Origin of the sequence: Microbacterium sp. LEMMJ01 (assembly GCF_002114135.1) — a bacterium.
GTDB lineage: Bacteria > Actinomycetota > Actinomycetes > Actinomycetales > Microbacteriaceae > Microbacterium.
Map to the genome: position 1 here is coordinate 102,788 of NZ_NCTV01000015.1, position 24,658 is coordinate 127,445.

Below are 24,658 nucleotides of genomic sequence, written 5' to 3' on the forward strand. Positions count from 1 at the left end.
ACACCGACCGTTCACCCGCACCGCTCCGCGTGGCTACCTCGGACTCGTAGTGTCCTCTCGCAACCCGACACCGGCTCACAGCGCCGGACACCGAGAGGACACTCATGGCACGCTCCATCCGCCGCGCACGCATCGGCGCCGGCATCGCCCTGGCCACCACGGCCGTCATCGCTCTGACCTCCTGCGCCTCCGCGACCGACACCCCGGCCGCCGGTGACGACGCCGTGGACGCGGCGAGCGCGACCTCCGTCGAGGACTTCGGCTCGTTCGCCGACCTGGAGGCGGCCGCGAAGGAGGAGGGTCAGCTCAATGTCATCGCCCTCCCCCGCGACTGGGCGAACTACGGCGATATCCTCGACCTGTTCGCGGAGAAGTACCCCGAGATCACCATCAACGAGGCCTCGCCCGACGTCTCCAGCGCCGAGGAGATCCAGGCGGCCGAGACGAACAAGGGCCTCGACACCGCTCCCGACGTCTTCGACCTCGGCCTGACCGTCGCCCTGCAGAACACCGACACCTTCGCCCCGTACAAGGTCCAGACCTGGGACGACATCCCCGACGAGCTGAAGGAGCCCACCGGCCTCTTCGTCGGCGACTACGGCGGCTACATGTCGATCGGCTACGACTCCTCGGCCTTCGAGGCGCCGGCCGAGCTGTCCGATCTCCTCTCCGCCGACTACAAGGGCGCCGTGGCCATCAACGGCGACCCGACGCAGGCCGGAGCGGCCTTCGCCGCCGTGGGCCTGGCGACCGTGCAGTCGGACGGCACGCTCGATGACTTCCAGCCGGGCATCGACTTCTTCTCCGAGCTGCAGAAGGCCGGGAACCTCCTCAAGGTCGACGTCACGACCGCGACCGTCGCCAGCGGCGAGACCCCCGTGGTCTTCGACTGGGACTACCTGAACGCGGCCCACACGGCCGACAACCCGGACTGGAAGGTCGTGGTCTTCGACGGCACCGGCTACGCGGGCTACTACAACCAGGCCATCAACGTCGACGCTCCGAACCCGGCCGCCGCGCGTCTGTGGCAGGAGTTCCTCTACAGCGACGAGGTGCAGAACCTGTGGCTGAAGGGCGGCGCCCGTCCGGTGCGCATGGAGGCGATGACCGAGGCCGGCACGATCGACGAGAAGCTCGCGGCCGCTCTCCCCGAGGCCCCGGAGGAGACGGTCGTGCCGACCGAGGAGCAGTCCGAGAACGCCGGCACGCTGCTCGGCGAGAAGTGGGCAGCGGCGGTCCAGTGACCACCGTCGTCGCACCGGGGGTGGATGCCGCGGCGTCCGCCCCCGCCACCGCCGCCGGACCCGCGTCGCACACGCGGGCCCGGCGGTCGGCGCCGTCCGTGGCGTGGCTGGGGCTCGTACCGTTCGCCGCCTACGTGCTGCTCTTCCTCGCCGTGCCGACCGTGCTCGCGGTCGGCTCCGGGTTCTTCGACGGCGACGGTGCTTTCACCTGGACGAACGTCGCCGCCCTCGGCGACCCGGTGGTGCTGACGACCTTCGCGAACTCGGCGGGGCTGTCGCTGCTCACCGCGGCGGTCGGTGCGGTCGTGGGCGCCCTCGTCTCCTACGCTCTGCTCGGCATGAACCCGGACGGCGTCGTGCGGCGCTCCGTGGACGCGGCTGCCGGGGTCCTCGCGCAGTTCGGCGGCGTCATGCTCGCCTTCGCCTTCATCGCCACGATCGGCATCCAGGGCGTGGTCACGGTCTTCCTCCGCGACACGTTCGGCATCGACATCTTCGCCGAGGGCACGTGGCTGTACGAGCTTCCCGGCCTCATCCTCCCGTACATCTACTTCCAGGTGCCGCTCATGGTCATCACCTTCCTGCCCGCCCTCGCCGCCCTGAAGCCGCAGTGGGTCGAGGCGAACCTCACCCTCGGGGGCAGCAGGGCGAGCTTCTGGCTGCGGATCGGCCTCCCGGTGCTGGCGCCGTCGTTCCTCGCCAGCCTGCTGCTGCTCTTCGCGAACGCGTTCTCCTCGTACGCCACGGCCGCGGCGCTCGCGAGTCAGGGCTCGCAGATCGTCCCGCTGCAGATCCGCACGGCGCTCACCAGCGAGACCCTGCTCGGTCGGGAGAACCTCGCCGGCGCTCTCGCCCTCGGCATGATCATCGTGGTCGGGGTCGTGATGGCGCTGTACTCCCTCGTCCAGCGACGGGCTTCGCGGTGGCAGGCATGAACGGCCTCGCCCCGTCCCGCGCGACCCGTGCGGTGATCGGCATCGTCGTCGGGGCGTTCTTCGCGGTGCCGCTCGTGTCGACGTTCCTCTTCACGCTGCGCGACACCGACGGCCTCTCGTTCGCGCACTGGACCGCCCTCTTCGACCCCGCGGCGTCGGCGGCCCTGAAGCCCCTCTGGACGGGGCTCGGGAACTCGCTGATCCTCGCGGTGGTGACCGTGGCGATCGTGCTGTTCCTCCTGGCCCCCACGATGATCCTCGTGAACCTCCGCTTCCCGCGGCTCAAGGCGGCCTTCGAGTTCGTCGCGCTCCTGCCGATCTCGATCCCCGCCATCGTGCTCGTCGTGGGGCTCGCGCCGATCTACCTGCAGATCGGTCGGACCGTGGGCACCGGCACCTGGACCCTCGCCTTCGCCTACGGTGTCACGGTCCTCCCCTTCGCCTTCCGCTCGATCCAGGCGTCGATCGATGCCGCGGACCTGCGCACGCTGTCCGAGGCCGCGCGCTCGCTCGGGGCGGGCTGGCCGACGGTCGTGCTCCGCGTGCTCGCGCCGAACCTCCGCCAGGGCCTGCTCGCCGCCTCGCTGATCTCCATCGCGGTGGTGCTCGGGGAGTTCACGATCGCGTCCCTCCTCAACCGGCAGGTCTTCCAGACGGCTATGGTCGTGGTGCAGAAGCAGGACCCGTATGCCCCCGCGATCTTCACGCTGCTCGCCCTGTCGTTCGTCTTCCTCCTGCTCCTGCTCATCGGCCGCGTCGCCCGCGGTCCGCGAAAGGCCCGCTCATGACCCTCGATCACGCACTCCCGCGCACCAAGGACAACCTGCTGCTCGCCCAGGCCGGCGACGGCACGCGGGTCGAGCTCCACGGCATCGTCAAGAGCTACGGCGGCACGAGGGTGCTGCACGGCGTGGACCTCGACATCGCCCCCGGGGAGTTCGTCTCGCTGCTCGGCCCCTCCGGCTGCGGCAAGACGACGCTGCTCCGCGTGCTCGCGGGACTCGAGAGCGCCGAGGAGGGGACGGTGCTCCTCGGCGGCGGAGACGTCTCGCGGGTGCCGACGAACCGGCGCGACATCGGGATGGTGTTCCAGTCGTACTCGCTCTTCCCGCACCTCCGCGTCCTCGACAACACGGCCTTCGGGCTCCGTCGTCGGGGTGTCGGCACGACCGAGGCGGCGCGGCGTGCCCTCGATGCGCTCGCCCTCGTGGGCCTCGCCGACCTCGCCGACCGGTTCCCGCATCAGCTCTCCGGCGGACAGCAGCAGCGGGTCGCCCTGGCTCGCGCCCTCGTCACGGAACCCCGGGTGCTGCTGCTCGACGAGCCCCTGTCGGCGCTCGACGCCAAGGTGCGCGTGCAGCTCCGCGACGAGATCCGGCGCATTCAGCTGCGGCTGGGCATCACGACCGTCTTCGTCACGCACGACCAGGAGGAGGCCCTCGCGGTGTCGGACCGGATCGCGGTCATGAACTCCGGTCGCATCGAGCAGATCGGGTCCCCGGAAGAGCTGTACACGACTCCCGCGACCGCCGAGGTCGCCTCGTTCGTCGGCCTCTCCAGCGTCGTGTCCGGCGTCGCGGACGGCGAGCACGTCGTCGTGTGGGGGCAGCGTCTCCCCTTGCAGACCCCCGCCGACGGCCCCGTCGACGTGTACCTCCGTCCGGAGAACGTCCGCTTCACCTCCGCGGAGGATGCCGCCACCGATGCCCTCGTGGAGGAGAGCACGTTCCTCGGCAGCATGCGGCGGACCCTCGTGCGCACCGAGTCGGGCGAGCTCGTCCGCGTGCAGCACGATCCCGCCGTGCACCCGTCGTTCGGCGACCGCGTCCGCATCGCGGTGACCGCCGCCCCGGTGGTCGCGCGTCCCCGCGGCTGACCCGAGACCCCGGGTTCACGTCGAGACCCCCGGCTGCAGACGTCTGCAGCCGGGGGTCTCGGCGAATGCCCGGGGTCTCGGCGACACCGGGGCGGGGAGAGTTACAGGACGCGGGAGAGGAAGTCCTTCGTGCGCTGATGCTGCGGATTGGCGAGCACCTCGCGGGGGTCGCCCTCCTCGACGATGTGTCCGCCGTCCATGAAGATCAGCCGCGAACCGACCTCGCGCGCGAAGCCCATCTCATGCGTGACGACGAGCATCGTCATGCCCTCGTCGGCCAGCGACCGCATGACCTGCAGCACCTCGCCGACGAGCTCCGGGTCGAGGGCCGACGTCGGCTCGTCGAACAGCATCATGTCGGGGTTCATGCACAGCGCCCGGGCGATGGCCACGCGCTGCTGCTGCCCACCCGAGAGGTGCCCGGGGTACGCGTCGGCCTTCTCCGCGAGACCGACGCGCTCGAGCATGGCGCGGGCGACCTTGTCGGCCTCGGCCTTCGAGCGCTTCTTCACCCGCTGCTGCGCGATCGTGAGGTTGCCGAGCACGCTGAGGTGCGGGAAGAGGTTGAAGCTCTGGAACACCATCCCGATGCGGGTGCGCACGCGGTCGATGTCGATGTCGGGATCGGTGATGTCGATGCCCTCGATGAGCACCTTGCCGCCCGTGGGCTCCTCCAGGAGGTTCACCGAGCGGAGCAGCGTCGACTTCCCGGAACCGGACGGGCCGATCACACAGACGACCTCGCCGGCGAGCACCGTCAGATCGATGCCCTTGAGCACCTCGTTGTCGCCGAAGCTCTTGTGCAGGTCCTGGATCGCGATCGCCGGGGCCTGGACGTCGATCAGGTCGGTGCTCATCGTGTCCTCGCCATCCGACGCTCCAGCCACGCGCTGAAACGCGTGAGCGGGATCGTCACGATCAGGTAGAGGATCGCCGCCATGATGAGCGGCGTTCCGTTGGCGTTCTGCGTACTGGCGTCACGGGCGAAGGTGGTGAGCTCCTTCGACCAGACGAACGTGCCGACGACGAACAGCAGCGACGTGTCCTTCAGCAGCAGCACGAACTCGTTCGTCAGCGGCGGGATGATGATCCGGAAGCCCTGCGGGACCACGATCCAGAAGGTCGTCTTCATGGGCGACATGCCGAGCGAACGCGCCGCCTCGGTCTGTCCCTTCGGCACGGCCTGGAGTCCCGCGCGGATGGTCTCGGCCATGTAGGCCGATGCCACGAGCACGAGCCCGATCAGGCCGAGCACCACGGGACCGCCGAGCTCCTGCGCCCGCACACCGAGCGCGATCGGCACGATGAACCCGATGGCGAAGATCGTGAGCAGGGCGGGGAGTCCGCGGAACAGCTCGATCCAGACGGTCGCGATCCACCGGAACGGACCGATCTCGGACAGCTTCATCAGCGCGAGGATCACGCCGAGGAGCAGGCCGCCCGTGAACGCCACCGCCGTGAACCACAGCGTGTTGACGAGCGCGGTCGTGATGATCCCCGGCAGCATCTTGGCTGCGACCTCGGGGTTGAAGAAGAGCTGCCCGAGCCGGGCCCAGTCGGTGCTGAACGCGATCCAGACGGCGATCGCGATCAGCACCGCATAGACGGTGTACCGGTAGAGCTTCTGCTTGGTGGTGCGCCTCAACGCCATTGTCAAGGTCCTCCCGACCTCCGTGTTCCCCGGCTCAGTTCGCCGTGAAGTACTGGTCGTAGATCTTCTGGTACTCGCCGTTGTCCCTCAGCTCCGCGAGCGCACCGTTCACGGCGTCCAGGAGCTCGTCCTTCTCGCCCTTCGCGAAGGCGAAGCCGTAGGACTCGTCGGTCTCGTAGGTCTCGACGATCTCGTAGGAGGAGTCGGCCTTCTCGTGCTCGAGGTTGACGGGCTGGTCCTGCAGGATCGCGTCGATCTGCCCCGCCTGGATGGCCGGCCACAGCTCGCCGTCGGAGGGGTACTGCACGAGCTGCGCGCCCTTCGCGTTCTCGGTCGCGTACGCCTCGCCCGTGGTGCCCTGCTGCACGCCGACGTTCTTGCCGTCGAGGTCGTCGATGGACTCGATGCCCGAGTCGGTGCGCACGAGCAGCGACTGCAGCGAGTCGTAGTACGGGTCGGAGAAGTCGATGTTGGCCTTGCGCTCGTCGGTGATCGTCATGGCCGAGGCGCCGACGTCGCAGGTGCCGGCGGCGAGGGTCGTCCCCGACTGCAGCGCATCGAAGCCGACGTCCTGCACGGAGAGCTTGAGGTCGAGCTGCTCGGCGATCGCGCCGAGGAGGTCGATGTCGAAGCCCGTGTACTCGCCGTCGTCGCCCTCGAACTCGAACGGCGGGTAGGGGATGTCGGAGCAGACGGTGAGCGTGCCCGCCTCGACGAGGCCGTACTCGTCGCCGACGGCGGGCTCGCCGCCGCTGCCCGCATCGGAGGAGCCGGTGGCGCATCCGGCGAGCGCGAGGGTGGCGGTGGCCGCGATCGCGAGGCCGGCGAAGAGGTTACGACGGGACATGTCGGCTCCTGGGAGTCGGGGGGCGGGTGAGCCCACGGACGGGTAGGAGTTCATCTAAACATGCGGCTCGTCGCGTGACCAATGACATCCCCTCGCGCCGCATTACGTTTGTGTTTCGGTGCCGCGGGGACGACGCTCGACGCTCAGAGCTCGGCGTCGACCGCCACACGGCTGGAGACGACCGAGCGGATGTACCCGGCGACCTCCTCGTGCGCAGGGTGCACCTGGTACTGCTCGAGGTCGGCGATGGAGTCGAAGTCCGCGACCAGGGTCACGTCCCAGTTCGCGTCGGGGTACACGTCGTTCGCACCGGCCCAGATGCTGCGCAGCTGCGGCACGACGCCGTCGAGGGCGTTGAGCCGACGGGCGACCTCGGCCGCCTGGGCCTGCCGCTCCCCCGCGTCCTCCGCGGCGAGCTTCCAGGTCACGACATGGCGGATGGTCATCGCAGCTCCTTCTGGTCGGCACGGGCCTCCGCGTCGACGGCTTCCTCCAGCGCCTCGCGCAGCCGGTCGGGGGACACGCGCCAGTGCGCATGCAGTCGTCCGTCGATGAGGACGACGGGGATCTTCTCCCACCACTGCTCGTACAGGGCGGGGTCGTCCTGGATCGACGCCTCGACGATCTGGATGCGCTCCGCGGCGGCGTCCGGCAGTTCGGCGACGACCGCGTCGACCACCTCGGAGGCCACGGCGCACAGATGGCAGTCGGGCTTGCCGACGAGGGTCAGCGTCGTCACGACGACGGGACCTCCACCTCGCGTCCCTGGGCGATCCACTCGCCGGTGCCACCCTCGACGTTGGTCGCGTCGTAGCCGCGGGCCTCGAGCGCCTCGACCACGCGGGCCGAGCGGCCGCCGGCCTGGCAGATCACGTCGAACGACTCGGCCGGGAGCTCGTCCAGGCGGTTGCCGATCTCCGACATCGGGATGTTCACGGCGCCGGGGACGTGGCCGGCCTGGAACTCGTGCACCTCCCGGACATCGATGAGGGGCGTGCCGGAGCGCTCGGCGAGTTCGGCGACGGTGATCGACTTCATGACATCCTCTCGGCGGTGCGGAACGGCGCGCAGAGACACAAAGCGCCCGTCCGAAGACAGGCGCTCGGTGTCTGGCCGCTTACTTCTTGTTGCGGCGCTGGTGGCGAGTCTTGCGAAGCAGCTTGCGGTGCTTCTTCTTCGCCATGCGCTTGCGGCGCTTCTTGATGACAGAACCCACGGAAACCTCACTAAGTCAGGGGCTGGGTGTCGCCGGTATCGGACACCCGGGTACGAGCACGAAAAATGCCTCGGATCATCCTAGCAAACTCAGGAGGGTGCCCCGCGCCCCTCCGTCAGCCGGCGTCGGCGATGGGCCGCTCTAGAGCCTCCGCGACGGCGGACTCCGGCACGCGGTAGCTCCGTCCGAATCGGATGGCGGGGAGGTCACCGGCGTGCACGAGCCGGTACACGGTCATCTTGGACACGCGCATGAGCTCGGCGACTTCGGCCACCGTCAGGAATCGGACGTCTGGAACCTCGGGCATCCCACGTACCCCTTTCTCGATGAGCACACTCTATGGGGTCGCTGGGACGCGTGTAAACCCGCGTGGCTGTTGTGATCAGTGGGATGTCGGCACGGTCGCGAACGCCCGGACCGGGAACGTCCCGAACCCGCGGATCGCGGGAGGGGCCGCGGTGAACCGCGCCCCGCGCGCGGGGAGGCGATCCAGAGCGGTGAGGTGCTCGACGACGTGCACGCCCGCCGCGAGGAGGATGCTGTGCGCCGGTCGCTCCCCGCCGCTCTCCGTGTCGTCGATGTTGAGCGCGTCGATGCCGACGAGGCGCACCCCGGCGTCCACGAGGAAGCGCGCCGCGTCCTCGGTGAGGAAGGGCGAGCCGGTGCCGTAGGCGGGCGTGCCGAACAACCGGCTCCAGCCGGTGTCCAGGAGCACCGCGGTGTCGCGGAGCTCACGATCCGCGATCGTCGCCGCCCTGATACCCCGCCGTTCGGGCGTCCACGCGTCGCGGAGGTGGAAGACCTCGGCAGGCAGGTCAACGAGGGTGTCGAGGTTTAGCGACGCCAGGTCGGCCCCGTCCGCATAGCGGTGGAACGGCGCGTCGAGGTAAGTACCCGTGTTGCCGATCATCGTGATCACGTCCATCGCGAACTCCGTCCCCGGCGCATAGCGCTCGCGCGACGCCGCGCGGGTGAGGTGCGGGGTGATGGTCGGCGCCGGCAGCCCGGGATAGGTGACCATGCCTTCCGCGATCGGGTGGCTCAGGTCCACGACCCGTTCGGTGCGGTCTCCACGAGCCGGAGCCGCGACGCCTCGGCTGCCCCGGTGCGGCTCGGCGACGATCCGCAGATCACTGAGCTCGACCTCGCCCACGAGCGCCAGACCGAGATGAGCGATGAGCAGGGCTGCGACCTCGTCCGCGGTCACGTCCTCCCGTGGCAGATCGAGTCGGAACCCCTGCCCCTGCAGCCCGCCGCCGTTGGCGAAGGTGATCGCGAAGTCGAAATGCGCGCGGTACTCGTCCGTCATGCGCCCATCCTGCCGGACCGGAGGACTCAGGCGGATCTCTTCGCCTTGGCGATCCGCTCGCGCGCATCCCGTAGGGCCTGCCGCTCGACCTTGCGCGCGGCGCGAAGGGCCTTCTCCGCCTCACGGCTGGCCTTCTGCGCCTCTTTGAGCCGCTTGTCTCCAGCGAGCTCGGCGACGTCGAGATCGACCCACTCCTCCGCGACGATGTGCCGCTCCCCGCGTTCGAGGCCCGTCATGTACGCGGCGACGCCGTCGAGGGTGCGTTCCACCGCGAAGCGGAACGGGTCGGCCGACGACAGGAAGACGCCGTCTTCGATAGCCCGCCGCAGGGCGGGGAACTCGTCAGCGGTGATGACCCGGTCGAACAGCGAGGCCTCACGGGCCGCGACCTCGTCCGGACTCAGACCGGACGACCGCGACTGCTCGGTGTATCCGGCCTGCACGATCCCGCACCAGCGGGCATGGCCGGTGACGGCGAGTGCGACGGCGATCCGCTCCTCTGCCGTGAGCGGGGTGCCATCGAGGGCGGCGAGGCCGGCATCCAGCCAGGCGGAGCTGTTCGGTGTGATCGGCGAGCCCGAGATCGGCAGCGAGAGCATCCAGGGATGCCGCAGATACACGAGGATCTGCGCCTCGTACAAGGCGAGCAGCCGCTCGCGCCACCCCTCGACCTCGAGGTGGCTCTCCGGCGGCAGGCCCGTCGCCTCCTCCTGCATGAGGAGCAGGAGGTCGTCCTTGGCGGAGACGTACCGGTAGAGCGACATGGGCGTGAATCCCAGACGCGCGGCGACCGCAGCCATCGAGACGGCACCGAGCCCGTCGGCGTCGGCGAGGGCGACCGCCGCCTCCACGATCTTCTCGACGCTCATCTCCCGCTTCGGGCCGCGCTGCGGATCGGCCGCGACACCCCAGGCAAGCGCGATCCCGCGCGGCAGCTCGGGCGGCTCCTTCTCGGTCATGGCTTTCATCCTACTTCTGTTTATTCCTTAAACAGTGTGTTACGGTCATACACGATTGCGTTGCACATACACAGTTTTGGAGATACACAGAAGGGAACCCTGATGGACAGAGCCATCGACGTCCACGACCTGCACAAGGCTTTCGGCGGGAAGACCGTCATTCGTGATCTCGACCTCACCGTCGCCCGTGGCGAGGTGTTCGCTCTGCTCGGGCCCAACGGCGCCGGCAAGACGACGACGATTAACATCCTCACCACCCTCACTGCGGCGGATCGAGGCACGGCGCGCGTCGCCGGCTGGGATGTGCGGACTCACCCGCGGGAGGTGCAGCGACGGATCAGCCTCACCGGTCAGTCGGCCGCCGTGGACGACGCCCTCAGCGCGACCGAGAACGTGGTGATGTTCGCCCGTCTGTCCGGGCTCGGTCGTGCCGGCGCGCGGCGTCGCGCCGCGGATCTCATCGATCGCTTCCATCTCGGCGAGGCCGCCGGCCGCGCCGTCCGCACTTACTCCGGCGGCATGCGTCGGCGTCTCGATCTCGCCCTCAGCTTCGTCGTGGCCCCGGAGGTCCTCTTCCTCGACGAGCCGACGACAGGGCTCGACACCCGCAGTCGGCGCGACCTCTGGGACATCATCCGGGTCCTCGCGGACGGCGGCACGACGGTGTTCCTCACGACGCAGTACCTCGAGGAGGCGGATCAGCTCGCCGACCGCATCGCCGTGCTCCACGACGGTCGCATCGCGGCGCTCGGAACGGCCGCGGCGCTGAAGGCCCGGGTCGGCGGCGACACGGTGGAGCTCCGCGACGACCGCGGGGAGCTTCAGCGGGAGATCCCGACCGACGGCTCAGTGAGCGGTCTCCGCCGAGCGCTCGACCTCCTGGACGAGGACGGCGGCGCCGGCACCGTCACGCTCCGTCGCCCCACCCTGGACGACGTCTTCCTCGCCATCACCGCCCCCGACGCCGCGACCGCAGGCGCCGCGCCCCGGAAGGAGCTCGCATGAACATCGCCCACGCCACTGTGCCCGGAACCTCCGGGCCCGCGGCTGCCCCCGCCCCGCGGCCACCCCTCCGCGGCCTCACCGCCGAGACCGTCCTCGTCGGGCGCAGCCTCCGCCACTCCCTCCGGGACGGCGAGTCCCTCCTCATGGCGATCCTGCTCCCCGTCATGCTGATGCTGATGTTCACGTGGGTGTTCGGCGGGGCCATCGATCCCTCCGGCGCCTACGTCGACTACGTGGTCCCCGGCATCATCCTGACGTGCGCCGGTTTCGGCGCCTCCTCCACCGCCGTGTACGTCGCGAACGACATGCGCACGGGGATCATCGACCGGTTCCGTACCATGCCCCTGCGCGCCGGCGCCGTGCTCACCGGGCATGTCGTCGCCAGTGTCCTCCGCAACCTCGTGGCGACCGCCGTCGTGATCGGCGTCGGGGTACTGGTCGGATTCCGCCCATCGGCCACTCCGCTCGAGTGGGTCGCCCTGGCCGGCATGATCGCGCTCTACATCCTCGCGATCACCTACCTGTTCGCCGCGATCGGGCTCGCCGCCGGCAGCCCCGAAGCAGCGAACGGCTATGGCTTCGTCCTGCTGTTCCTGCCGTACCTCTCCAGTGCCTTCGTCCCCGTCGCGAGCATGCCCGACTGGCTCCAGCCGATCGCCGCCCACCAGCCGATCACGCCCATCGTGGAGACCATCCGCGCTCTCCTGATGGACACCCCGATGCAGGCGGAGGCATGGTGGGCGATCGGCTGGTGCGTGGCGATCCTCCTCGTGGCGGCGCTGTGGGGCGCGTGGCTGTTTCGACGAAAGGCCGGACGACGATGAGCCGACGCCCAGCCCGCGCATAGCCCGCATTGCCCGATCGCTCAGACAGCCCTGCCAGGGTCGGCTGCAGGACCCGTGCCGGCACCTGCCGAGTCCGCGCGGATCTGGGGTCCGCACACCGCCCCCGACGGCATCCCCCCTGCCGTCGGGGGCGGTTCTCCGTCTGTGCGGGGCGCGGGATCAGGCGCCGAGACGCTTCAGCGCGTTCGTGACCACGTGCTTGGCGGAGGCGGCCGCACGCCCGACGACCTCGGCCGCGTGCGCGGCGCCGTCGGGGATCGGGGCGCCCGGATAGGCGATGTCCGGTGCCGCATCGCCGAACGCATCGACGAGGAATGGGACCAGCCAGTCGTCGACGGCCTCCAGCGGCGCGACGGACAGGCTGTAGAAGCGGCGCTGCCCGTCTTCGCGGACGGTGACGAGCTCGGCGTCGCGGAGCACCTTGAGGTGCTTCGAGACGGTGGGCTGACTGATGCCGAGGTCGGCCACGATCTGGCTCACGCTCGTGCCGGACTCGCCTTCGGACGTGCGTCGGAGCAGGAGCTGGAGGATGTCGCGCCTCGTACCGTCTGCGATCACGTCGAAGATGTCCGTCATGTGATCAGGGTAGTGCGCCCCGGCACGGAGTACCATGACGAAGGCTCGGCGAGAGGCGCCGTGCTGCGGCCGTGGAACGGACGGCGCGGAAGAAGGGGGCAGCGATGTCGGGCATCGTTTCGGCGTCGTCTCCTCGCACCGGTCTTCCCGGAGCCGCCGGCCGGGTGAAGCACCTCATCACCTCGTCGCCGTCCCGGTTCGCCATCGCCGTCTTCGCGCTGCTGATCCTCGTGTTCACGGTGCTGTTCTCGCTGCCGATCGCGTCCGCCAGCGGCACGGTGACACCGCTCAGCGACGCGCTCTTCACCGCCGTCTCCACGATCTGCGTGACGGGCCTCGCGACCGTCGACATGGCCAACCACTGGTCGCCGTTCGGGCACGTCGTCGTGTTCATCGGCGTCAACATCGGCGCCCTCGGCGTGCTGACCCTCGCCTCCCTCATGGGGATGCTCATCTCGAAGCGCCTCGGGCTGCGGGCCAAGCTCATGGCGGCCGGCGACACGAACCCGCTCCGCGCGCACGGCGGCGTGGTCAACGAGAGCCAGACCGTGCGCCTCGGCGAGGTGGGCCAGCTGCTCACCACGGTCGCCCTCTCCGCCCTCTTCATCGAAGCGGCCCTCGCGGCGCTCCTATATCCGGCGCTGGTGATGGCGGGGGTCGACCCGATCGCCGCGCTCTGGGAGGCCCCGTACTTCTCGGCGATGGCGTTCACCAACACCGGCTTCGCCCCGAACGACGGCGGAGTGGCCGTCTTCGCCGACGACTACCTCGTGCTGTCGCTGCTCATGGTCGGCGTGTTCCTCGGGAGCATCGGCTTCCCGGTGATCTACACGCTCGCGAAGCACGTCTGGCACGTCAAGCGGTGGTCGCTGCACTCGAAGCTGACCATCGTCACCACGGTGCTGCTCTTCATCCTCGGCGCGGCCGCCTTCCTCATCCTCGAGTACGACAACCCCAAGACCTTCGGGTCGATGGACGCCGCGGACACGACCTTCCAGGCGTTCTTCCTCTCCGCGATGACCCGCTCCGGCGGCTTCAACGTCATCGAGATGGACGACCTCAACGGCTCGTCGCTGCTCGCCGCCAGCATGCTCATGTTCGTCGGCGGCGGGTCGGCGTCGACGGCGGGCGGCATCAAGGTGACCACGCTCGCGGTCCTCGCGATCGCCGTCTGGTCCGAGGCGAAGGGCCGCCAGTCCGTCGAGGCGTTCGGCCGCCGCATCCCCAGCGACGTGCAGCGGGTCGCCCTCAGTGTCGTCGCCTGGGGCGCCACCATCGTCGCTCTGTCGACCATCGTGATCGCGCAGATCACCAAGGCCGACATCAGCCATGTGCTCTTCGACGTCATCTCCGCGTTCGGCACGGTCGGGCTCTCGACGGGTCTCACCGGGGAGCTTCCGGATTCCGCCTCGTACGTCATGGCCGCGACGATCTTCATGGGCCGCGTTGGTACAGTGACTCTCGCTGCGGCAGTCGCCGCGACATCGCGCACGCAGTACTACTCACTGCCCGTGGAAAGGCCGATCGTTGGTTGAAGTGCTTCGGGGGGACGCTCCCGTCCTCGTCATCGGTCTCGGCCGGTTCGGTGCCGCCTGCGCCGGCGAGCTCGACCGCCTCGACCGCGAGGTGCTCGCGATCGACGACAACCTCGAGCTCGTGCAGAAGTGGTCGGACCGCGTCACGCACACGGTGCAGGCCGACGCCCGGAACATCGACGCCCTCCGCCAGATCGGCGCCCAGGACTTCCAGGTCGCGGTCGTCGCCGTCGGCTCCTCGATCGAGGCGTCCGTGCTCATCACGGCGAACCTCGTCGACCTCAAGGTGCCGCAGATCTGGGCGAAGGCGGTCTCCCAGTCGCACGGCAAGATCCTGGCCCGCGTGGGCGCCAACCACGTCATCTACCCCGAGCGCGAGGCCGGCGAGCGCGTGGCCCACCTCGTGAGCGGGCGCATGCTCGACTTCATCCGCTTCGACGACGACTTCGTCCTGGCCAAGATGTACCCGCCGAAGTTCATCCGCGGCGTCGGTCTGAACGAGTCCGGTGTGCGCTCGAAGTACAAGGTCACCGTCGTCGGCGTGAAGAGCCCGGGCAAGCCGTTCCGCTACGCGGAGGCCAACACGATCGTGACCAACCATGACCTCATCATCGTCTCCGGGACGAACAGCGACATCGAGCGCTTCGCCGCCCTCGACCGCTGAACCGAGTCCTCCCCGCGGCGGATGCGCCGGTCGCGGCAGGCGTGGTGGGATGGGGGCATGAGCGATCACGCCCCCGCACCGCCCGTCCTCGCCCTCCGCGGGCTCCGCAAGCAGTTCGGCCAGAAGGTCGCCGTCGACGCGCTGTCGCTGGACGTCCCCGCGGGCTCGATGCTGGGGCTGCTCGGCCCGAACGGTGCCGGCAAGACGACGACGCTCGCGATGACCACCGGGCTCCTGCGCCCGGACGCCGGGACGGCCTGGGTGCTCGGCGCCGACGTCTGGCAGGACCCTGCCGCCGCGAAGGCGCGGATGGGCGTGCTCCCCGACGGCATCCGGATGCTCGACCGGCTCAGCGGCGCCGAGCTGCTGCGCTACACCGGCCTGCTGCGCGGCATGCCGGAGACAGAGGTCGTCTCCCGCTCCGGTGAGCTCCTCGACGCGCTCGGCCTGACGGAGGCGGGCGACACCCTCGTCGTCGACTACTCGGCGGGCATGAAGAAGAAGATCGGCCTGGCCTGCGCGCTCATCCACGCGCCCCGGCTGTTGATCCTCGACGAACCCCTCGAAGCCGTCGACCCGGTCTCCGGACAGACGATCCGGCAGATCCTGCGCTCCTTCGTGGACGGTGGCGGCACGGTCGTCCTCTCCAGCCACGTCATGGAGCTCGTCGAGTCGCTGTGCGACCGCGTCGCCATCGTCGCCGAGGGGCGTCTGCTCGCCCACGGCGCCCTCGACGAGGTGCGGGCCGGGCTCACACTGCAGGAGCGCTTCCTCACCCTCGTGGGCGCGCACGACCTCGGAACGGAGACGCTCGCGTGGTTGCGCTCCTCGTAGGCCTGCGGCTGCGACAGCTCGGACATCAGCTCAGGCGCAACCCCTGGATGATCGTGACCCTCGTGATCGTGGGTCTCATCGCGCTGAGCATGCTGGGGCTTCTGACCGTGGGGCTGATCGCCCTGCGGGTGGGCGCCCCGGACGCCGCCGTGACCGCGATGGTGCTCACCGGCGCCATCATCGTGCTCGGATGGTGGATCGGGTCGATCCTCGTCAGCGCGGACGACTCGCTGGCCCCCGAGCGCTTCGCCCTGCTCCCGGTGACCGCCCGCTCTCTCCTCCCCGGACTGGTCGTGGCGGGGATGACGACGATCGGCGGCATCGGCACCGCCCTGGCCCTGCTGCTGATGCTCGTGGGATGGTCGGTCAGCGTGCCGGCCCTCCTCGTCGCGGTGCTCATGGTCCCCGTGGCCCTCGCGACCTGCGTCCTCGGCGCCCGCGTCGTCAGCGGGCTGCTCGCGGGATGGCTCGCCCGTCGGCGGACGCGTGACCTCGTCCTCACCCTCGGCGTGGTGCTGCTGGCCTCCTCCGGCCTCCTCCTGAACATCGGGCTGCAGGCGCTGTCGACCGTGCGCGACGTCGGGGGCGCCTTCACCGCGGTCGCCGAGATCGCCGCGTGGACGCCGGTCGCCGCCGTGTTCGGAGTCCCCGCCGCGGTGGCACAGGGCGACGTCGTCACCGCCGCCCTGCGGCTGCTCATCGCCGCCGCCACCCTTGTCGTCTTCTGGGTCGCCGCGCGCCGGATGCTCGCTGCGCGCCTCGTCGCCCCCCTGCAGTCGAGCGGGGGCGGACGCGTGCGCTCGGGGGGCGTGCTCGACCGTCTTCTTCCCGCGGGGCCCGTCGGCGCCATCGCGGGACGGACGCTCCGCTACTTCCGTCGCGACCCGCGTCAGGTCGTCAACATCGTGATGCTCCTGCTGCTCCCCGCGATCTTCCTCGGGCTCGCGCTCATGAACGGACTGCAGCAGGACAGTACCGGCTTCGCGCCCGCGATCACCCTCATCCCCGCGATCAACGCCCTCCTCGCCGGCAGCATCGTGCAGATGGCGATCGCCTACGACAACGACGCCGTCGCGCTGCACATCCTCACCGGGGTGAGCGGGACGGCCGACCGCGTCGGACGCCTGCTCGGGTTCGCGCTGGTGGCGGTGCCGATCACGATCCTCCTGTGCGTCGTGACCTGTCTGCTGGCCGGGCGTCCGGATCTGCTTCCGGGCAGCCTGGGCGCTGCTCTCGGACTCATGGCGGTGTCGGCGGGCGCGGGCTCCTGGGTGGGCGCGTTCCTGCCGGGGCGAGCTCCGGCACCGGAGGCCAACCCGTTCGGACGCGGCTCCTCCGGGGGCGCGCAGTCCTTCCTCGCGATGCTCATCATGTCGCCGATCACCCTGCTGCTCGGCGGCCCCGCCCTCGGCTTCGCGATCGCATCGATCTGGATCCCGCCCCTGGGCTGGGCGAGCCTCGCGGCCGCCGTCGTCCTCGGTGGGGTCGCGCTGTGGGGCGGCACGGTCCTCGGCGGTCGCACCCTGCAGCGGCGCTGGCCCGAGGTGCTCGCCGAGGTCGCCAGCGAGGCCTAGCCGCACCTCGCCGCAACAGGCACTCGCGCGCGTTCAGGCTCCAGGAGCACTGGCTGCCTGAACCCGCGTGATCGCCTGCTCCCGCGAGGTCGCCTGCTCCCGCGACACCTCGCCGCAACAGGCACTCGCGGGAGTTCAGGCTCCAGGGGTACTGGCTGCCTGAACTCGCGTGATCGCCTGTTCCCGCGAGGGTGGGATCAGGCGCCGGCGGCGAGCTCTTTCGCGCGAGCGAGCGCGGCGGCGGCAGCAGCGGCGAAGGTGTCGGACAGATGCGCGTCCTGGAGCACGGCGACGGCGCGCTCCGTCGTCCCCTTCGGGCTCGTCACCCGGCGGCGCAGCTCGGCGGGGTCCTCCCCCGTCGAATCCAGCAGAGCGGTCGCGCCGATGAAGGTCTGCTCGGCCAGCAGACGGGCGTCCGCGTCGGCGAAGCCCATTGCCCGCGCGGCCGCGGTGAACTCCTCGATGAGGAGGAAGACGTAGGCGGGACCGGAGCCCGAGATCGTCGAGAGCGCATCGATCTGCGACTCGGGGACCTCCACCACCGCCCCCACCGTCTCGAACAGACGGCGCACGAGCGCGAGGTCGTCGGGAGTCGCCGCGGGGCCGGCCGCGAGCCCGGTGACCCCCTTGCGGATCGTCGACGGGGTGTTCGGCATCGAGCGGATGACGCGGGCCTCCGGGCCGAGGACATCCGCGAAGGTCTGCAGCGTGACCCCCGCGGCGAGGCTCACCACGACGGTCTCCGGGCTGAGGTGCGGCGCGATCTCGCGGAGCAGGTCGGGGACCATCGCCGGCTTCACCCCGACCAGGACCACCCGTGCGCCGGCCACGGCGTCGGCATTGCCCTCCGGCCGCTCGGACAGCGCGATGCTGGTGACGCCGTCGAGGCCCGCGAACGCCTCCGCCTTCTCCGGCGTGCGGTTCGTCGCGGTGATCCCTCCGTCCACCGGGACGCCAGAGGCGAGCGCGCCGCGGAGGATCGCTCCCCCCATGGATCCGGCACCGAGGAACGCGAGGGACGGGAGCGCATCAGCCATGTCGTCATCCTACGGCGGGCGCTCCTGTGCCGCTCGGACTCCCGTCCTAGACTCGTCGCATGAGTGCATCCGGAGGCAGCAAGGCCATCGTCGCGGCGTTCCTGGCGAACCTGGGCATCGCTCTCGCGAAGTTCCTCGCGTGGGCCCTCTCCGGCTCGGCCTCGATGCTCGCCGAGGCGATCCACTCCGTCGCCGACTCGGGGAACCAGCTCCTGCTGATGCTCGGCGGCCGCAAGGCGAAGCGCCACGCGGACCGCGCGCACCCGTTCGGCTACGGCCGCGAGCGCTACGTCTACGCGTTCGTCGTGTCGATCATCCTCTTCTCCGTCGGCGGGCTCTTCGCGGTCTACGAGGGCGTGGAGAAGCTCACCCACCCGCATGAGATCGACCAGACCTGGTGGTGGCTCCCGCTCGTCGTGCTGTTCATCGCGATCGGACTGGAGTCGTTCTCGCTGCGCACCGCCGTGCGCGAGAGCAACGTCGTCCGCGAGAAGGGCCAGTCCTGGTTCTCCTTCGTCCGGCGGTCCAAGGCGCCGGAGCTCCCCGTGGTCCTCCTCGAAGACGTCGGGGCCCTCACCGGCCTCACCTTCGCCCTGCTCGGCGTCGGCCTCACGCTCCTCACCGGCAACCCCGTCTTCGACGCCCTGGGCACGGTGATGATCGGCGTCCTGCTCGTGCTCATCGCGATCGTGCTGGGTGTGGAGACCAAGAGCCTGCTCGTCGGCGAGGGCGCGACCCCCGCCGATTACGACCGCATCGTGGACGCGATCAACGACGGTCCGGAGATCGAGAAGATCATCCACATGAAGACCCTCTACCTCGGGCCGGACGAGCTGATGGTCGCCGCGAAGATCGCCCTCAACGCCGACAAGCCGCTGCGCGAGGTCGCGGACGACATCGACGAGATCGAGGCCCGCATCCGCGCCGCCGTGCCGGTCGCCCGGGTCGTCTACATCGAGCCGGACGTCTACCGTCCCGCGATCGATCCGGAGCCCTCGACGGACGTGTTCGTCCTCAAGTCCTCGGACTGAGCGTTCAGCGACGGTCCTCGAAGAAGGCGCGGAGCAGAGCGATGGACGCGTGCTCGTCCACGCCGCCGATCACCTCCGCGCGATAAGGCAGGCGGCGGTCGCGCAGAACGTCGTACATCGAGCCGGCCGCTCCCGCCTTGTCGTCCCACGCGCCGAAGACCACGCGGCCGATGCGTGCCTGGAGGATCGCGCCGGCGCACATCACGCAGGGCTCGAGGGTGACGACCAGTGTGCAGCCGTCGAGGTTCCACGACCCGCGGACCGATGCCGCGGCGCGGATCGCCTCGATCTCGGCGTGGCCGGTCGGGTCGTGCGTGGCCTCCCGGGTGTTCCGCCCTTCGGCCAGAACACGGCCATCCGCGTCGAGCACGACGGCGCCGACGGGGATCTCCGCGGCGTCCGCGGCCTCGGCGGCGAGCTCGAGCGCTCGCTGCATCGCGAGGCGGTCGGCGGCGGTCATCCCCCGAGCCTACGGCAGCGTGGGGCGGCCGCCACGGCGCCCGATGTCGTGCGCGGCCGCGGCGCGCATTAGCCTGTATCCATGCGTGTCCACGTCGCCGACCACCCTCTCATCACCCACAAGCTCTCGGTGCTGCGCGACGCGCGCACCCCGTCGCCGGTCTTCCGCCAGCTGACCGAAGAGCTCGTGACGCTCCTCGCGTACGAGGCGACGCGGAATGTGAAGGTCACGCCGATCGAGATCACGACGCCGGTCACCACGACCACGGGCGTGAAGATCTCCGAGCCGCGGCCCATCGTCGTGCCGATCCTGCGCGCCGGTCTCGGCATGCTCGAAGGCCTCGTCAAGCTCCTCCCCACCGCGGAGGTCGGTTTCCTCGGCATGGTCCGCGACGAGGAGACCTTCGAGCCCACCACCTACGCCGAGCGGCTTCCGGACGACCTCTCCGACCGTCAGTGCTTCGCGATCGACCCGATGCTGGCGACCGGCGGCTCGCTGGCCGCGGCCATCCAGTTCCTGTTCGACCGCGGCGCGAAGGACGTCACCGCGATCTGCCTGCTGGGCACCCCGGAGGGCGTGGCAGCGATCGAGGCGATGGCCGGCGACCGCGATGTGACCCTCGTCCTCGGAGCTCTCGACGAGCGCCTCGACGAGAAGGGCTACATCGTGCCCGGCCTCGGCGATGCGGGCGACCGCCTCTACGGCACCGTCTGACCTCGCTCGCGCTCTCGACTCGCGTCAGAGGGTCAGGCGGTAGCCGCGCTCCTCGCCGTAACGCGCGAAGCCGGCCCTGGCGAGGATCGGTGCCGAGGTCGAGACGCGGCCCTTGACGAGCGCTGTTGCGGCCCCGCGCGCGGCGCTCTGTCGCAGGCGCTCCGCGAGGACCGCCCGATAGACACCGCGCCCGCGGTCGGCCGCGAGTGTCGCCGCTCCCCACAGGCGGGTGAACCCGTCGACGATCGTGCAGCCGCCGGTGCTCACCGCGCGGCCGTCGATGCGACCGAGCACCCGGAAGCCCTCCCCCGTGGACAGGGCTGCGGTGAGTTCAGCGAACTCGGCGTCCAGACCGTCCTCGTCCAGCGGCTGCTGCTCCCAGACGGGGACGTCGATCGCGTCGACCTCGCGGAGCTGATCCTTCGTGCGCACGACCTCGGCGGTGACCCCGGGCGGCACGTCGACCGCGGCTCCGATGGTCGGACGCGCGAACACTGTGACGGTGTCGAAGTGCACCGCACCGCGGCGCTGGAGCTCGTCCTCGAGGTCCGGGTCGTCCGCGGGGTTGGTCCAGAACGTGAAGACGTCCTCACCCCAGGCTCTGGTGCGTTCCAGCGCTCCGTCCAGCACCTCGGCGGCGGACCGCGTCGACGTCACCTGGGAGCCGCGGACGCCGCCTCCGAACCGCTCCGGGTAGCGCACGAGCAGCAGATCGTCGCGGACGTCCTCGCTGCCGCGAGGAAACCACGCCCATGCGGCGGCGGCGCGCAGGATCTCATCAGCCGTCGGCGTCTCGACGGAAGCAGACCCGGGGACGGACGACATCATGATCCCTCCTCTTCAGCCGCGCCCACCAGGCGGGCGAAGGCGCTGAGCCTCGCGACGCCCTCGGGCGTGTACGGCAGATCGTCGAGCAGCGCCGGCGAGTGGATGAGGTAGGCCACGACCTGCGCGCGGGAGATCGCCACGTTGAGCCGGTTCTGCAGCAGCAGGAACTCCGGGCCCCGCGGGGCATCCCGACCGCTCGACGCGGCGAGCGTCGTGATAGAGACGACCGCCTCCTTGCCCTGGAAGTTGTCGACGGTCCCCACCGGGACCCCGCCGAAACCGGCCGCCGCGAGCGCATCGTGCACGAGCTGCCGCTGCGCGTTGTAAGGCGCCACCACGATGATGTCCTCCGGCGTCAGCGGGCGGACGCTGCCCTCCGCGTCGTTGTCGTGGAAGGTGCGGCCGACGAGGTCGCGGACGATACGCACCACCTCTGCGGCTTCCTCCGGGGACTGGGTCGCGTTGCCGCGGTGCCGCAGCGGCACCACGTGCAGGCCCGGGTCGATGCCGTCGACCGCGCGCCGCTCGGTACCGGGAGCGGACGCGAGCTTCCCGGCGTAGGCGAGCTTCGACACCGGAGCCGCGACATACGGGTGCATGCGCCAGGAGCGGGCGAGGAAGTAGCCGTACTCCGGACGCACGACGGGATCGCCGTCCATCACCCAGCCGAGCGCAGAGGTGTCCACCGGCTCCGGGTGGGCGCCCTGGCTGACCTGGGGCAGCTGCTGAGGGTCGCCGAGGAGCAGGAGCCGCTGCGCACCGGCGGCCACCGCGATGGTGGAGGCGAGCGAGAACTGTCCGGCCTCGTCGATCACGAGCAGGTCGAGCTCTCCCCTGGCGACCCGCTGCGTGTTGCTGAAGTCCCACGCGGTGCCGCCCACGACGGCACCCTCGTTCTCGTGCTCGGCGAGGAAGGCGGCCATCCCGGTCTTCGGGATCACCGTGTAGCCGGGATCGGCGTCGGCATCCTTGGGGCACTTCGCCACCTGACCCGGGGCGACACCGTCGGCGACGACGCGCTCCAGGAGCGTCTCGATGATCGCGTGGGACTGCGCGACGACGCCGATGCGGAAGCCGTGCTCGTTGACGAGCCGGGCGATCACCTGCGAGCCGGTGTAGGTCTTCCCCGTGCCCGGAGGCCCCTGCACCGCGAGGTAGCTGCGGTCGAGGTCGAGGACTCCGCGGACGATCGCGTCGATCGGATCGTCGCCGGCGGCCGGAAGCGCGTTCCCCGACACCGTGCGCGGAGGCAGGCGGCGCAGGATGTCGGTGGCCGCGTCCTCCGGGAAGTCGGGGGCGGCCGCGTGCACCGCGTCCGCCCACTCGTCGATCGCCTGCTGCAGCGACACCACGCGAGGCGGCGCGGCAGGGGTCAGCGCGACGGGGAGGTCGTCCCAGGTCTGTCCCTGCACGGCGGACTCGACCACGAGGTACCCGTCGTCCAGCACCTCGACGACTGTGACCCCGTGCGGCACGTGCACGGCCCGCGACGGGACGTCGGTGTCGAACGGGGCCGGGACGTCGTAGAGCGCGAACGGCTGCGCGCCGGGGCCGAGCGTCGTGCCCGGGGACACCTCGCCGCGGATCTCGAGCTCCCGCGACAGCACTCGGCGGCCTTCGCCGATGCTCCAGTCGCGGCGCACCCGCGAGCGGGTCGCATCGACCTTCACCACGTCGCGCGTGCCGTCCCACATGGTGACCGGCTCCCGAAGCCGCTGGAAGTGCGCGACCCAGAAGCTCTTCGCCTCGCGCGGGAAGTAGTCGATGGCGGCCGCCGCGATCCGGTGCACGAGCCCGTCGTCACCGGCCTCCACCGCACGCTCCGCGTCGCCGAGCAGAGCGAGCGAACGCGGCGACGGCTCGTAGATGACTTCGTCCGCATCGTCCGGCGGGGCCGGCGTCACGCCCTCTGCGCGGGCGATCTCGATGAGCCAGTTGCGCAGCCGGCGGGTCGAGACGCAGTCGTAGCGGTTGTAGTCGGCGAGGTCGGCGAGCACGGCGTCGGCCTCGGCCTGCGCGCCCGCTGCCGCGAGCTCCCGCGCGGCGACGTACTGCACGATGGAGTCGTCGCCCTTCTGGACGTCGCTCGTGCGCACGTCCTCCCCCATGTAGAGCGGCTCGAGCTTCTTGATGGAGTAGGACCGCGACCCGACCCGCACGGTGCGCAGCACCAGCGGGTACAGGTCGACGAACACGCCTTCGCGGAGGAGGCGGTCCACCTCGCCCTCGCGCGCGCCGTGGCGGGCGGCCATCGCGACCAGATGCGAGGTCTCGTAGGGGGCGTAGTGGTAGATGTGCATGCCGGGGTGGGCGGCTCGACGCACCTTCACGAAGTCGAGGAAGGTCTCCAGCGCCCGGCGTTCCTCCGCGAAGGAGTGCGCCCAGAGAGCGGTGTACTGGTCGGCGTTGTCGACCCAGCCGAACAGGTAGTCGATGCCCCACTCCGCCTCGCCGTCGGGGGCGGGCTCGGTGTACAGCGGATCGCCCTCGAAGTCGAAGAAGATGTCGCCGTGGCTGGGCACCGGGAGGGTGTGGATCGCCGCGGCGTAGTGCACGTCGTACGTCGCCGCGCCCTCGGCGTCCGCCCGCAGCTGCACGCGGGCCTGGGCGCGGAGGTTCTCGAAGGTGTCGACGTTCATGCCCTCGGGGGCCTGCGTCGCCGCAGCCAGGTCGTCGATCGTGAGGATCCCGGCGGCGCGGAGACGGGCCCGCTGCACCGGACGCATGCGGGCGACCATGAGGAGGTCCCGGTGGGCCAGCACCTGCTCCTCGCAGGTGGCACAGCGCCCGCAGGCGACCACGCGCAGGTCGCCGCGGTCGTCACCCCACGCGAGGGGCGCCCCGGCGACGCCGTCGGCCACGGCGCGGTCCGCGATGAGAGCGCGCAGCCGCGACCGGCGCACCCGGAACAGCGGAAGGAGGTCGTCGACCGCGTGCGTGCTGACGCTGTTGTCGCCGTGGATGAGGTCGACCTCGTCCGCACGGGGGATGCCGAGCCGGTCGAGCTGATCGACATATGCCGCGAGCTGCATGAGCGCGGTCACCCGGGCCTTTCGCGCGAGCTTCGAGTCCTGCACCCGCCAGCGCCCGTCCGCATCCCGGCGGAGGAAGTCGGCGAACCCGACGAACTCGTCGGTGGCGAAAGCCGCCTGGAAGACGACCAGCGCGTCGGACCGCAGAGCGCTCAGCGTCTCGTCGACGGCGGCCGCGAGCGCCTCAGGATCGCTCGAGGAGACCTTGGCGATCCGATGCACCCGTTCGTCGCCGAGCTCCCGGATGTAGCGGTCGAGCACGTTCTGCTCGTGCACGTCTCCCAGCTGAGCGGCGCGGAGGAGCGTCGCGTCCTCCGGCTCCTCGACCGCGGGGACCCGACCCAGCTTCGCGTCGATCGCCCGGGACCACGCGAACTCGCACTCGGCGGCCGCCTTGAGGTCGCTCGCGCTCCAGATGACCCGCTGCGCCTCTGTGTCGATCCGCACGATTCTCCCGTTCTGTCGGCTGCTTCGACACTATCCGCG

The 24,658-nt window shown here is 70.5% G+C and carries 27 protein-coding genes; 12 read left to right on the forward strand and 15 right to left on the reverse strand.

Annotated features, from left to right (window positions below):
- Positions 1-104: 104 nt before the first annotated feature.
- Genes B7W94_RS01520 through B7W94_RS01535 form a run of 4 tightly spaced genes read left to right on the forward strand, consistent with a single transcriptional unit; the run spans position 105 to position 4,055 of the window.
- Complete coding sequence (locus B7W94_RS01520; RefSeq protein WP_085603813.1) at positions 105-1,244, forward strand: ABC transporter substrate-binding protein; 1,140 nt, start codon at positions 105-107, stop codon at positions 1,242-1,244.
- A complete protein-coding gene (locus B7W94_RS01525) occupies positions 1,241-2,179 on the forward strand; it encodes an ABC transporter permease (protein ID WP_441338623.1) in 939 nt (312 codons plus the stop codon). Before B7W94_RS01520 ends, B7W94_RS01525 begins: the two co-directional genes overlap by 4 nt.
- Positions 2,176-2,967, forward strand: a complete 792-nt coding sequence (locus tag B7W94_RS01530) for an ABC transporter permease (protein ID WP_085603818.1) — start codon at positions 2,176-2,178, stop codon at positions 2,965-2,967. Before B7W94_RS01525 ends, B7W94_RS01530 begins: the two co-directional genes overlap by 4 nt.
- Entirely contained in the window at positions 2,964-4,055 is a 1,092-nt protein-coding gene (locus B7W94_RS01535; protein ID WP_085603821.1) for an ABC transporter ATP-binding protein, read from the forward strand. The genes B7W94_RS01530 and B7W94_RS01535 overlap by 4 nt, the downstream gene beginning before the upstream one ends.
- A 101-nt stretch (positions 4,056-4,156) precedes the next feature.
- On the opposite strand, the gene B7W94_RS01540 is transcribed toward B7W94_RS01535, so the two are convergent.
- The 10 genes from B7W94_RS01540 to B7W94_RS01585 all read right to left on the reverse strand — a co-directional run bounded on the left by B7W94_RS01540 (position 4,157) and on the right by B7W94_RS01585 (position 10,037).
- Entirely contained in the window at positions 4,157-4,912 is a 756-nt protein-coding gene (locus B7W94_RS01540) for an amino acid ABC transporter ATP-binding protein (RefSeq protein ID WP_025104457.1), read from the reverse strand.
- Positions 4,909-5,706 carry an amino acid ABC transporter permease gene (locus B7W94_RS01545; RefSeq protein ID WP_025104458.1) on the reverse strand — a complete coding sequence of 266 codons (798 nt, stop codon included), beginning with the start codon at positions 5,704-5,706 and terminating at the stop codon, positions 4,909-4,911. The genes B7W94_RS01540 and B7W94_RS01545 overlap by 4 nt, the downstream gene beginning before the upstream one ends.
- Before the next feature lie 34 nt (positions 5,707-5,740).
- Positions 5,741-6,553, reverse strand: coding sequence for a basic amino acid ABC transporter substrate-binding protein (locus B7W94_RS01550; RefSeq protein WP_085603824.1), 813 nt, complete (start codon positions 6,551-6,553; stop codon positions 5,741-5,743).
- Between the two features lie 143 nt (positions 6,554-6,696).
- Entirely contained in the window at positions 6,697-6,999 is a 303-nt protein-coding gene (locus B7W94_RS01555; RefSeq protein WP_085603827.1) for a Dabb family protein, read from the reverse strand.
- Positions 6,996-7,292 carry a glutaredoxin family protein gene (locus B7W94_RS01560; protein ID WP_085603830.1) on the reverse strand — a complete coding sequence of 99 codons (297 nt, stop codon included), beginning with the start codon at positions 7,290-7,292 and terminating at the stop codon, positions 6,996-6,998. The genes B7W94_RS01555 and B7W94_RS01560 overlap by 4 nt, the downstream gene beginning before the upstream one ends.
- Positions 7,289-7,591 carry a rhodanese-like domain-containing protein gene (locus B7W94_RS01565; protein ID WP_025104462.1) on the reverse strand — a complete coding sequence of 101 codons (303 nt, stop codon included), beginning with the start codon at positions 7,589-7,591 and terminating at the stop codon, positions 7,289-7,291. The genes B7W94_RS01560 and B7W94_RS01565 overlap by 4 nt, the downstream gene beginning before the upstream one ends.
- A 79-nt stretch (positions 7,592-7,670) precedes the next feature.
- Positions 7,671-7,769 (reverse strand): 30S ribosomal protein bS22, encoded by a 99-nt coding sequence (locus tag B7W94_RS01570; protein ID WP_003792170.1) that lies wholly within the window; start codon positions 7,767-7,769, stop codon positions 7,671-7,673.
- A 115-nt stretch (positions 7,770-7,884) separates the two neighbouring features.
- A complete protein-coding gene (locus tag B7W94_RS01575; RefSeq protein ID WP_085603833.1) occupies positions 7,885-8,076 on the reverse strand; it encodes a helix-turn-helix domain-containing protein in 192 nt (63 codons plus the stop codon).
- Positions 8,077-8,151: 75 nt separating this feature from the next.
- A complete protein-coding gene (locus tag B7W94_RS01580; protein ID WP_085603836.1) occupies positions 8,152-9,078 on the reverse strand; it encodes a cyclase family protein in 927 nt (308 codons plus the stop codon).
- Between the two features lie 26 nt (positions 9,079-9,104).
- Entirely contained in the window at positions 9,105-10,037 is a 933-nt protein-coding gene (locus B7W94_RS01585) for a TetR/AcrR family transcriptional regulator (protein WP_085603839.1), read from the reverse strand.
- Between the two features lie 102 nt (positions 10,038-10,139).
- Between B7W94_RS01585 and B7W94_RS01590 the strand changes: the two genes are divergently transcribed.
- On the forward strand, positions 10,140-11,042 hold the full coding sequence (locus B7W94_RS01590; protein ID WP_085603842.1) for an ATP-binding cassette domain-containing protein: 903 nt from the start codon (positions 10,140-10,142) through the stop codon (positions 11,040-11,042).
- Positions 11,039-11,866: an ABC transporter permease gene (locus B7W94_RS01595; protein ID WP_025104467.1), complete on the forward strand. Its 828-nt coding sequence runs from the start codon at positions 11,039-11,041 to the stop codon at positions 11,864-11,866. Before B7W94_RS01590 ends, B7W94_RS01595 begins: the two co-directional genes overlap by 4 nt.
- Positions 11,867-12,046: 180 nt before the next feature.
- Here the strand turns inward: B7W94_RS01595 and B7W94_RS01600 are convergent, their stop codons facing one another.
- Positions 12,047-12,463, reverse strand: coding sequence for an ArsR/SmtB family transcription factor (locus B7W94_RS01600; protein ID WP_025104468.1), 417 nt, complete (start codon positions 12,461-12,463; stop codon positions 12,047-12,049).
- 104 nt (positions 12,464-12,567) lie between these two features.
- On the opposite strand from B7W94_RS01600, the gene B7W94_RS01605 reads away from it, so the two are divergent.
- From B7W94_RS01605 to B7W94_RS01620, 4 genes are read left to right on the forward strand one after another with little or no spacing between them, the layout of a single operon-like run.
- Entirely contained in the window at positions 12,568-13,998 is a 1,431-nt protein-coding gene (locus B7W94_RS01605; RefSeq protein WP_025104469.1) for a TrkH family potassium uptake protein, read from the forward strand.
- Positions 13,991-14,662 (forward strand): potassium channel family protein, encoded by a 672-nt coding sequence (locus B7W94_RS01610; RefSeq protein ID WP_025104470.1) that lies wholly within the window; start codon positions 13,991-13,993, stop codon positions 14,660-14,662. The genes B7W94_RS01605 and B7W94_RS01610 overlap by 8 nt, the downstream gene beginning before the upstream one ends.
- Before the next feature lie 57 nt (positions 14,663-14,719).
- Positions 14,720-15,496: an ABC transporter ATP-binding protein gene (locus tag B7W94_RS01615; RefSeq protein ID WP_085603845.1), complete on the forward strand. Its 777-nt coding sequence runs from the start codon at positions 14,720-14,722 to the stop codon at positions 15,494-15,496.
- On the forward strand, positions 15,478-17,070 hold the full coding sequence (locus B7W94_RS01620; RefSeq protein ID WP_085603848.1) for a hypothetical protein: 1,593 nt from the start codon (positions 15,478-15,480) through the stop codon (positions 17,068-17,070). The genes B7W94_RS01615 and B7W94_RS01620 overlap by 19 nt, the downstream gene beginning before the upstream one ends.
- 197 nt (positions 17,071-17,267) lie before the next feature.
- Here the strand turns inward: B7W94_RS01620 and proC are convergent, their stop codons facing one another.
- Entirely contained in the window at positions 17,268-18,107 is an 840-nt protein-coding gene (gene proC / locus B7W94_RS01625) for a pyrroline-5-carboxylate reductase (RefSeq protein ID WP_085603851.1), read from the reverse strand.
- Between the two features lie 59 nt (positions 18,108-18,166).
- On the opposite strand from proC, the gene B7W94_RS01630 reads away from it, so the two are divergent.
- A complete protein-coding gene (locus tag B7W94_RS01630) occupies positions 18,167-19,138 on the forward strand; it encodes a cation diffusion facilitator family transporter (RefSeq protein ID WP_085603854.1) in 972 nt (323 codons plus the stop codon).
- A gap of 4 nt (positions 19,139-19,142) precedes the next feature.
- Here B7W94_RS01630 and B7W94_RS01635 read toward each other — a convergent pair whose 3' ends face one another.
- Positions 19,143-19,598: a nucleoside deaminase gene (locus tag B7W94_RS01635; RefSeq protein WP_085603857.1), complete on the reverse strand. Its 456-nt coding sequence runs from the start codon at positions 19,596-19,598 to the stop codon at positions 19,143-19,145.
- Between the two features lie 81 nt (positions 19,599-19,679).
- Here B7W94_RS01635 and upp point away from each other — a divergent pair, with 81 nt between their 5' ends.
- Positions 19,680-20,312, forward strand: coding sequence for a uracil phosphoribosyltransferase (gene upp, locus B7W94_RS01640; RefSeq protein ID WP_025104476.1), 633 nt, complete (start codon positions 19,680-19,682; stop codon positions 20,310-20,312).
- Between the two features lie 24 nt (positions 20,313-20,336).
- Here the strand turns inward: upp and B7W94_RS01645 are convergent, their stop codons facing one another.
- Together B7W94_RS01645 and B7W94_RS01650 are read right to left on the reverse strand one after the other, a co-directional pair.
- The gene (locus B7W94_RS01645; RefSeq protein ID WP_253247353.1) at positions 20,337-21,140 is read right to left on the reverse strand and encodes a GNAT family N-acetyltransferase; all 804 of its coding nucleotides are present in this window, start codon (positions 21,138-21,140) and stop codon (positions 20,337-20,339) included.
- Positions 21,137-24,619, reverse strand: coding sequence for a TM0106 family RecB-like putative nuclease (locus B7W94_RS01650; protein ID WP_085603859.1), 3,483 nt, complete (start codon positions 24,617-24,619; stop codon positions 21,137-21,139). Before B7W94_RS01650 ends, B7W94_RS01645 begins: the two co-directional genes overlap by 4 nt.
- Positions 24,620-24,658: the final 39 nt, after the last annotated feature.

What these genes read in the sequence shown, in the direction of transcription:
- B7W94_RS01520 (WP_085603813.1), top strand. Translation starts at nt 105, where the DNA reads ATGGCACGCTCCATCCGCCGCGCACGCATCGGCGCCGGCATCGCCCTG.
- B7W94_RS01530 (WP_085603818.1), top strand. Translation starts at nt 2,176, where the DNA reads ATGAACGGCCTCGCCCCGTCCCGCGCGACCCGTGCGGTGATCGGCATC.
- B7W94_RS01535 (WP_085603821.1), top strand. Translation starts at nt 2,964, where the DNA reads ATGACCCTCGATCACGCACTCCCGCGCACCAAGGACAACCTGCTGCTC.
- B7W94_RS01540 (WP_025104457.1), bottom strand. Translation starts at nt 4,912, where the DNA reads ATGAGCACCGACCTGATCGACGTCCAGGCCCCGGCGATCGCGATCCAG.
- B7W94_RS01545 (WP_025104458.1), bottom strand. Translation starts at nt 5,706, where the DNA reads ATGGCGTTGAGGCGCACCACCAAGCAGAAGCTCTACCGGTACACCGTC.
- B7W94_RS01550 (WP_085603824.1), bottom strand. Translation starts at nt 6,553, where the DNA reads ATGTCCCGTCGTAACCTCTTCGCCGGCCTCGCGATCGCGGCCACCGCC.
- B7W94_RS01555 (WP_085603827.1), bottom strand. Translation starts at nt 6,999, where the DNA reads ATGACCATCCGCCATGTCGTGACCTGGAAGCTCGCCGCGGAGGACGCG.
- B7W94_RS01565 (WP_025104462.1), bottom strand. Translation starts at nt 7,591, where the DNA reads ATGAAGTCGATCACCGTCGCCGAACTCGCCGAGCGCTCCGGCACGCCC.
- B7W94_RS01575 (WP_085603833.1), bottom strand. Translation starts at nt 8,076, where the DNA reads ATGCCCGAGGTTCCAGACGTCCGATTCCTGACGGTGGCCGAAGTCGCC.
- B7W94_RS01580 (WP_085603836.1), bottom strand. Translation starts at nt 9,078, where the DNA reads ATGACGGACGAGTACCGCGCGCATTTCGACTTCGCGATCACCTTCGCC.
- B7W94_RS01585 (WP_085603839.1), bottom strand. Translation starts at nt 10,037, where the DNA reads ATGACCGAGAAGGAGCCGCCCGAGCTGCCGCGCGGGATCGCGCTTGCC.
- B7W94_RS01590 (WP_085603842.1), top strand. Translation starts at nt 10,140, where the DNA reads ATGGACAGAGCCATCGACGTCCACGACCTGCACAAGGCTTTCGGCGGG.
- B7W94_RS01595 (WP_025104467.1), top strand. Translation starts at nt 11,039, where the DNA reads ATGAACATCGCCCACGCCACTGTGCCCGGAACCTCCGGGCCCGCGGCT.
- B7W94_RS01600 (WP_025104468.1), bottom strand. Translation starts at nt 12,463, where the DNA reads ATGACGGACATCTTCGACGTGATCGCAGACGGTACGAGGCGCGACATC.
- B7W94_RS01605 (WP_025104469.1), top strand. Translation starts at nt 12,568, where the DNA reads ATGTCGGGCATCGTTTCGGCGTCGTCTCCTCGCACCGGTCTTCCCGGA.
- B7W94_RS01615 (WP_085603845.1), top strand. Translation starts at nt 14,720, where the DNA reads ATGAGCGATCACGCCCCCGCACCGCCCGTCCTCGCCCTCCGCGGGCTC.
- proC (WP_085603851.1), bottom strand. Translation starts at nt 18,107, where the DNA reads ATGGCTGATGCGCTCCCGTCCCTCGCGTTCCTCGGTGCCGGATCCATG.
- B7W94_RS01630 (WP_085603854.1), top strand. Translation starts at nt 18,167, where the DNA reads ATGAGTGCATCCGGAGGCAGCAAGGCCATCGTCGCGGCGTTCCTGGCG.
- B7W94_RS01635 (WP_085603857.1), bottom strand. Translation starts at nt 19,598, where the DNA reads ATGACCGCCGCCGACCGCCTCGCGATGCAGCGAGCGCTCGAGCTCGCC.
- upp (WP_025104476.1), top strand. Translation starts at nt 19,680, where the DNA reads ATGCGTGTCCACGTCGCCGACCACCCTCTCATCACCCACAAGCTCTCG.
- B7W94_RS01645 (WP_253247353.1), bottom strand. Translation starts at nt 21,140, where the DNA reads ATGATGTCGTCCGTCCCCGGGTCTGCTTCCGTCGAGACGCCGACGGCT.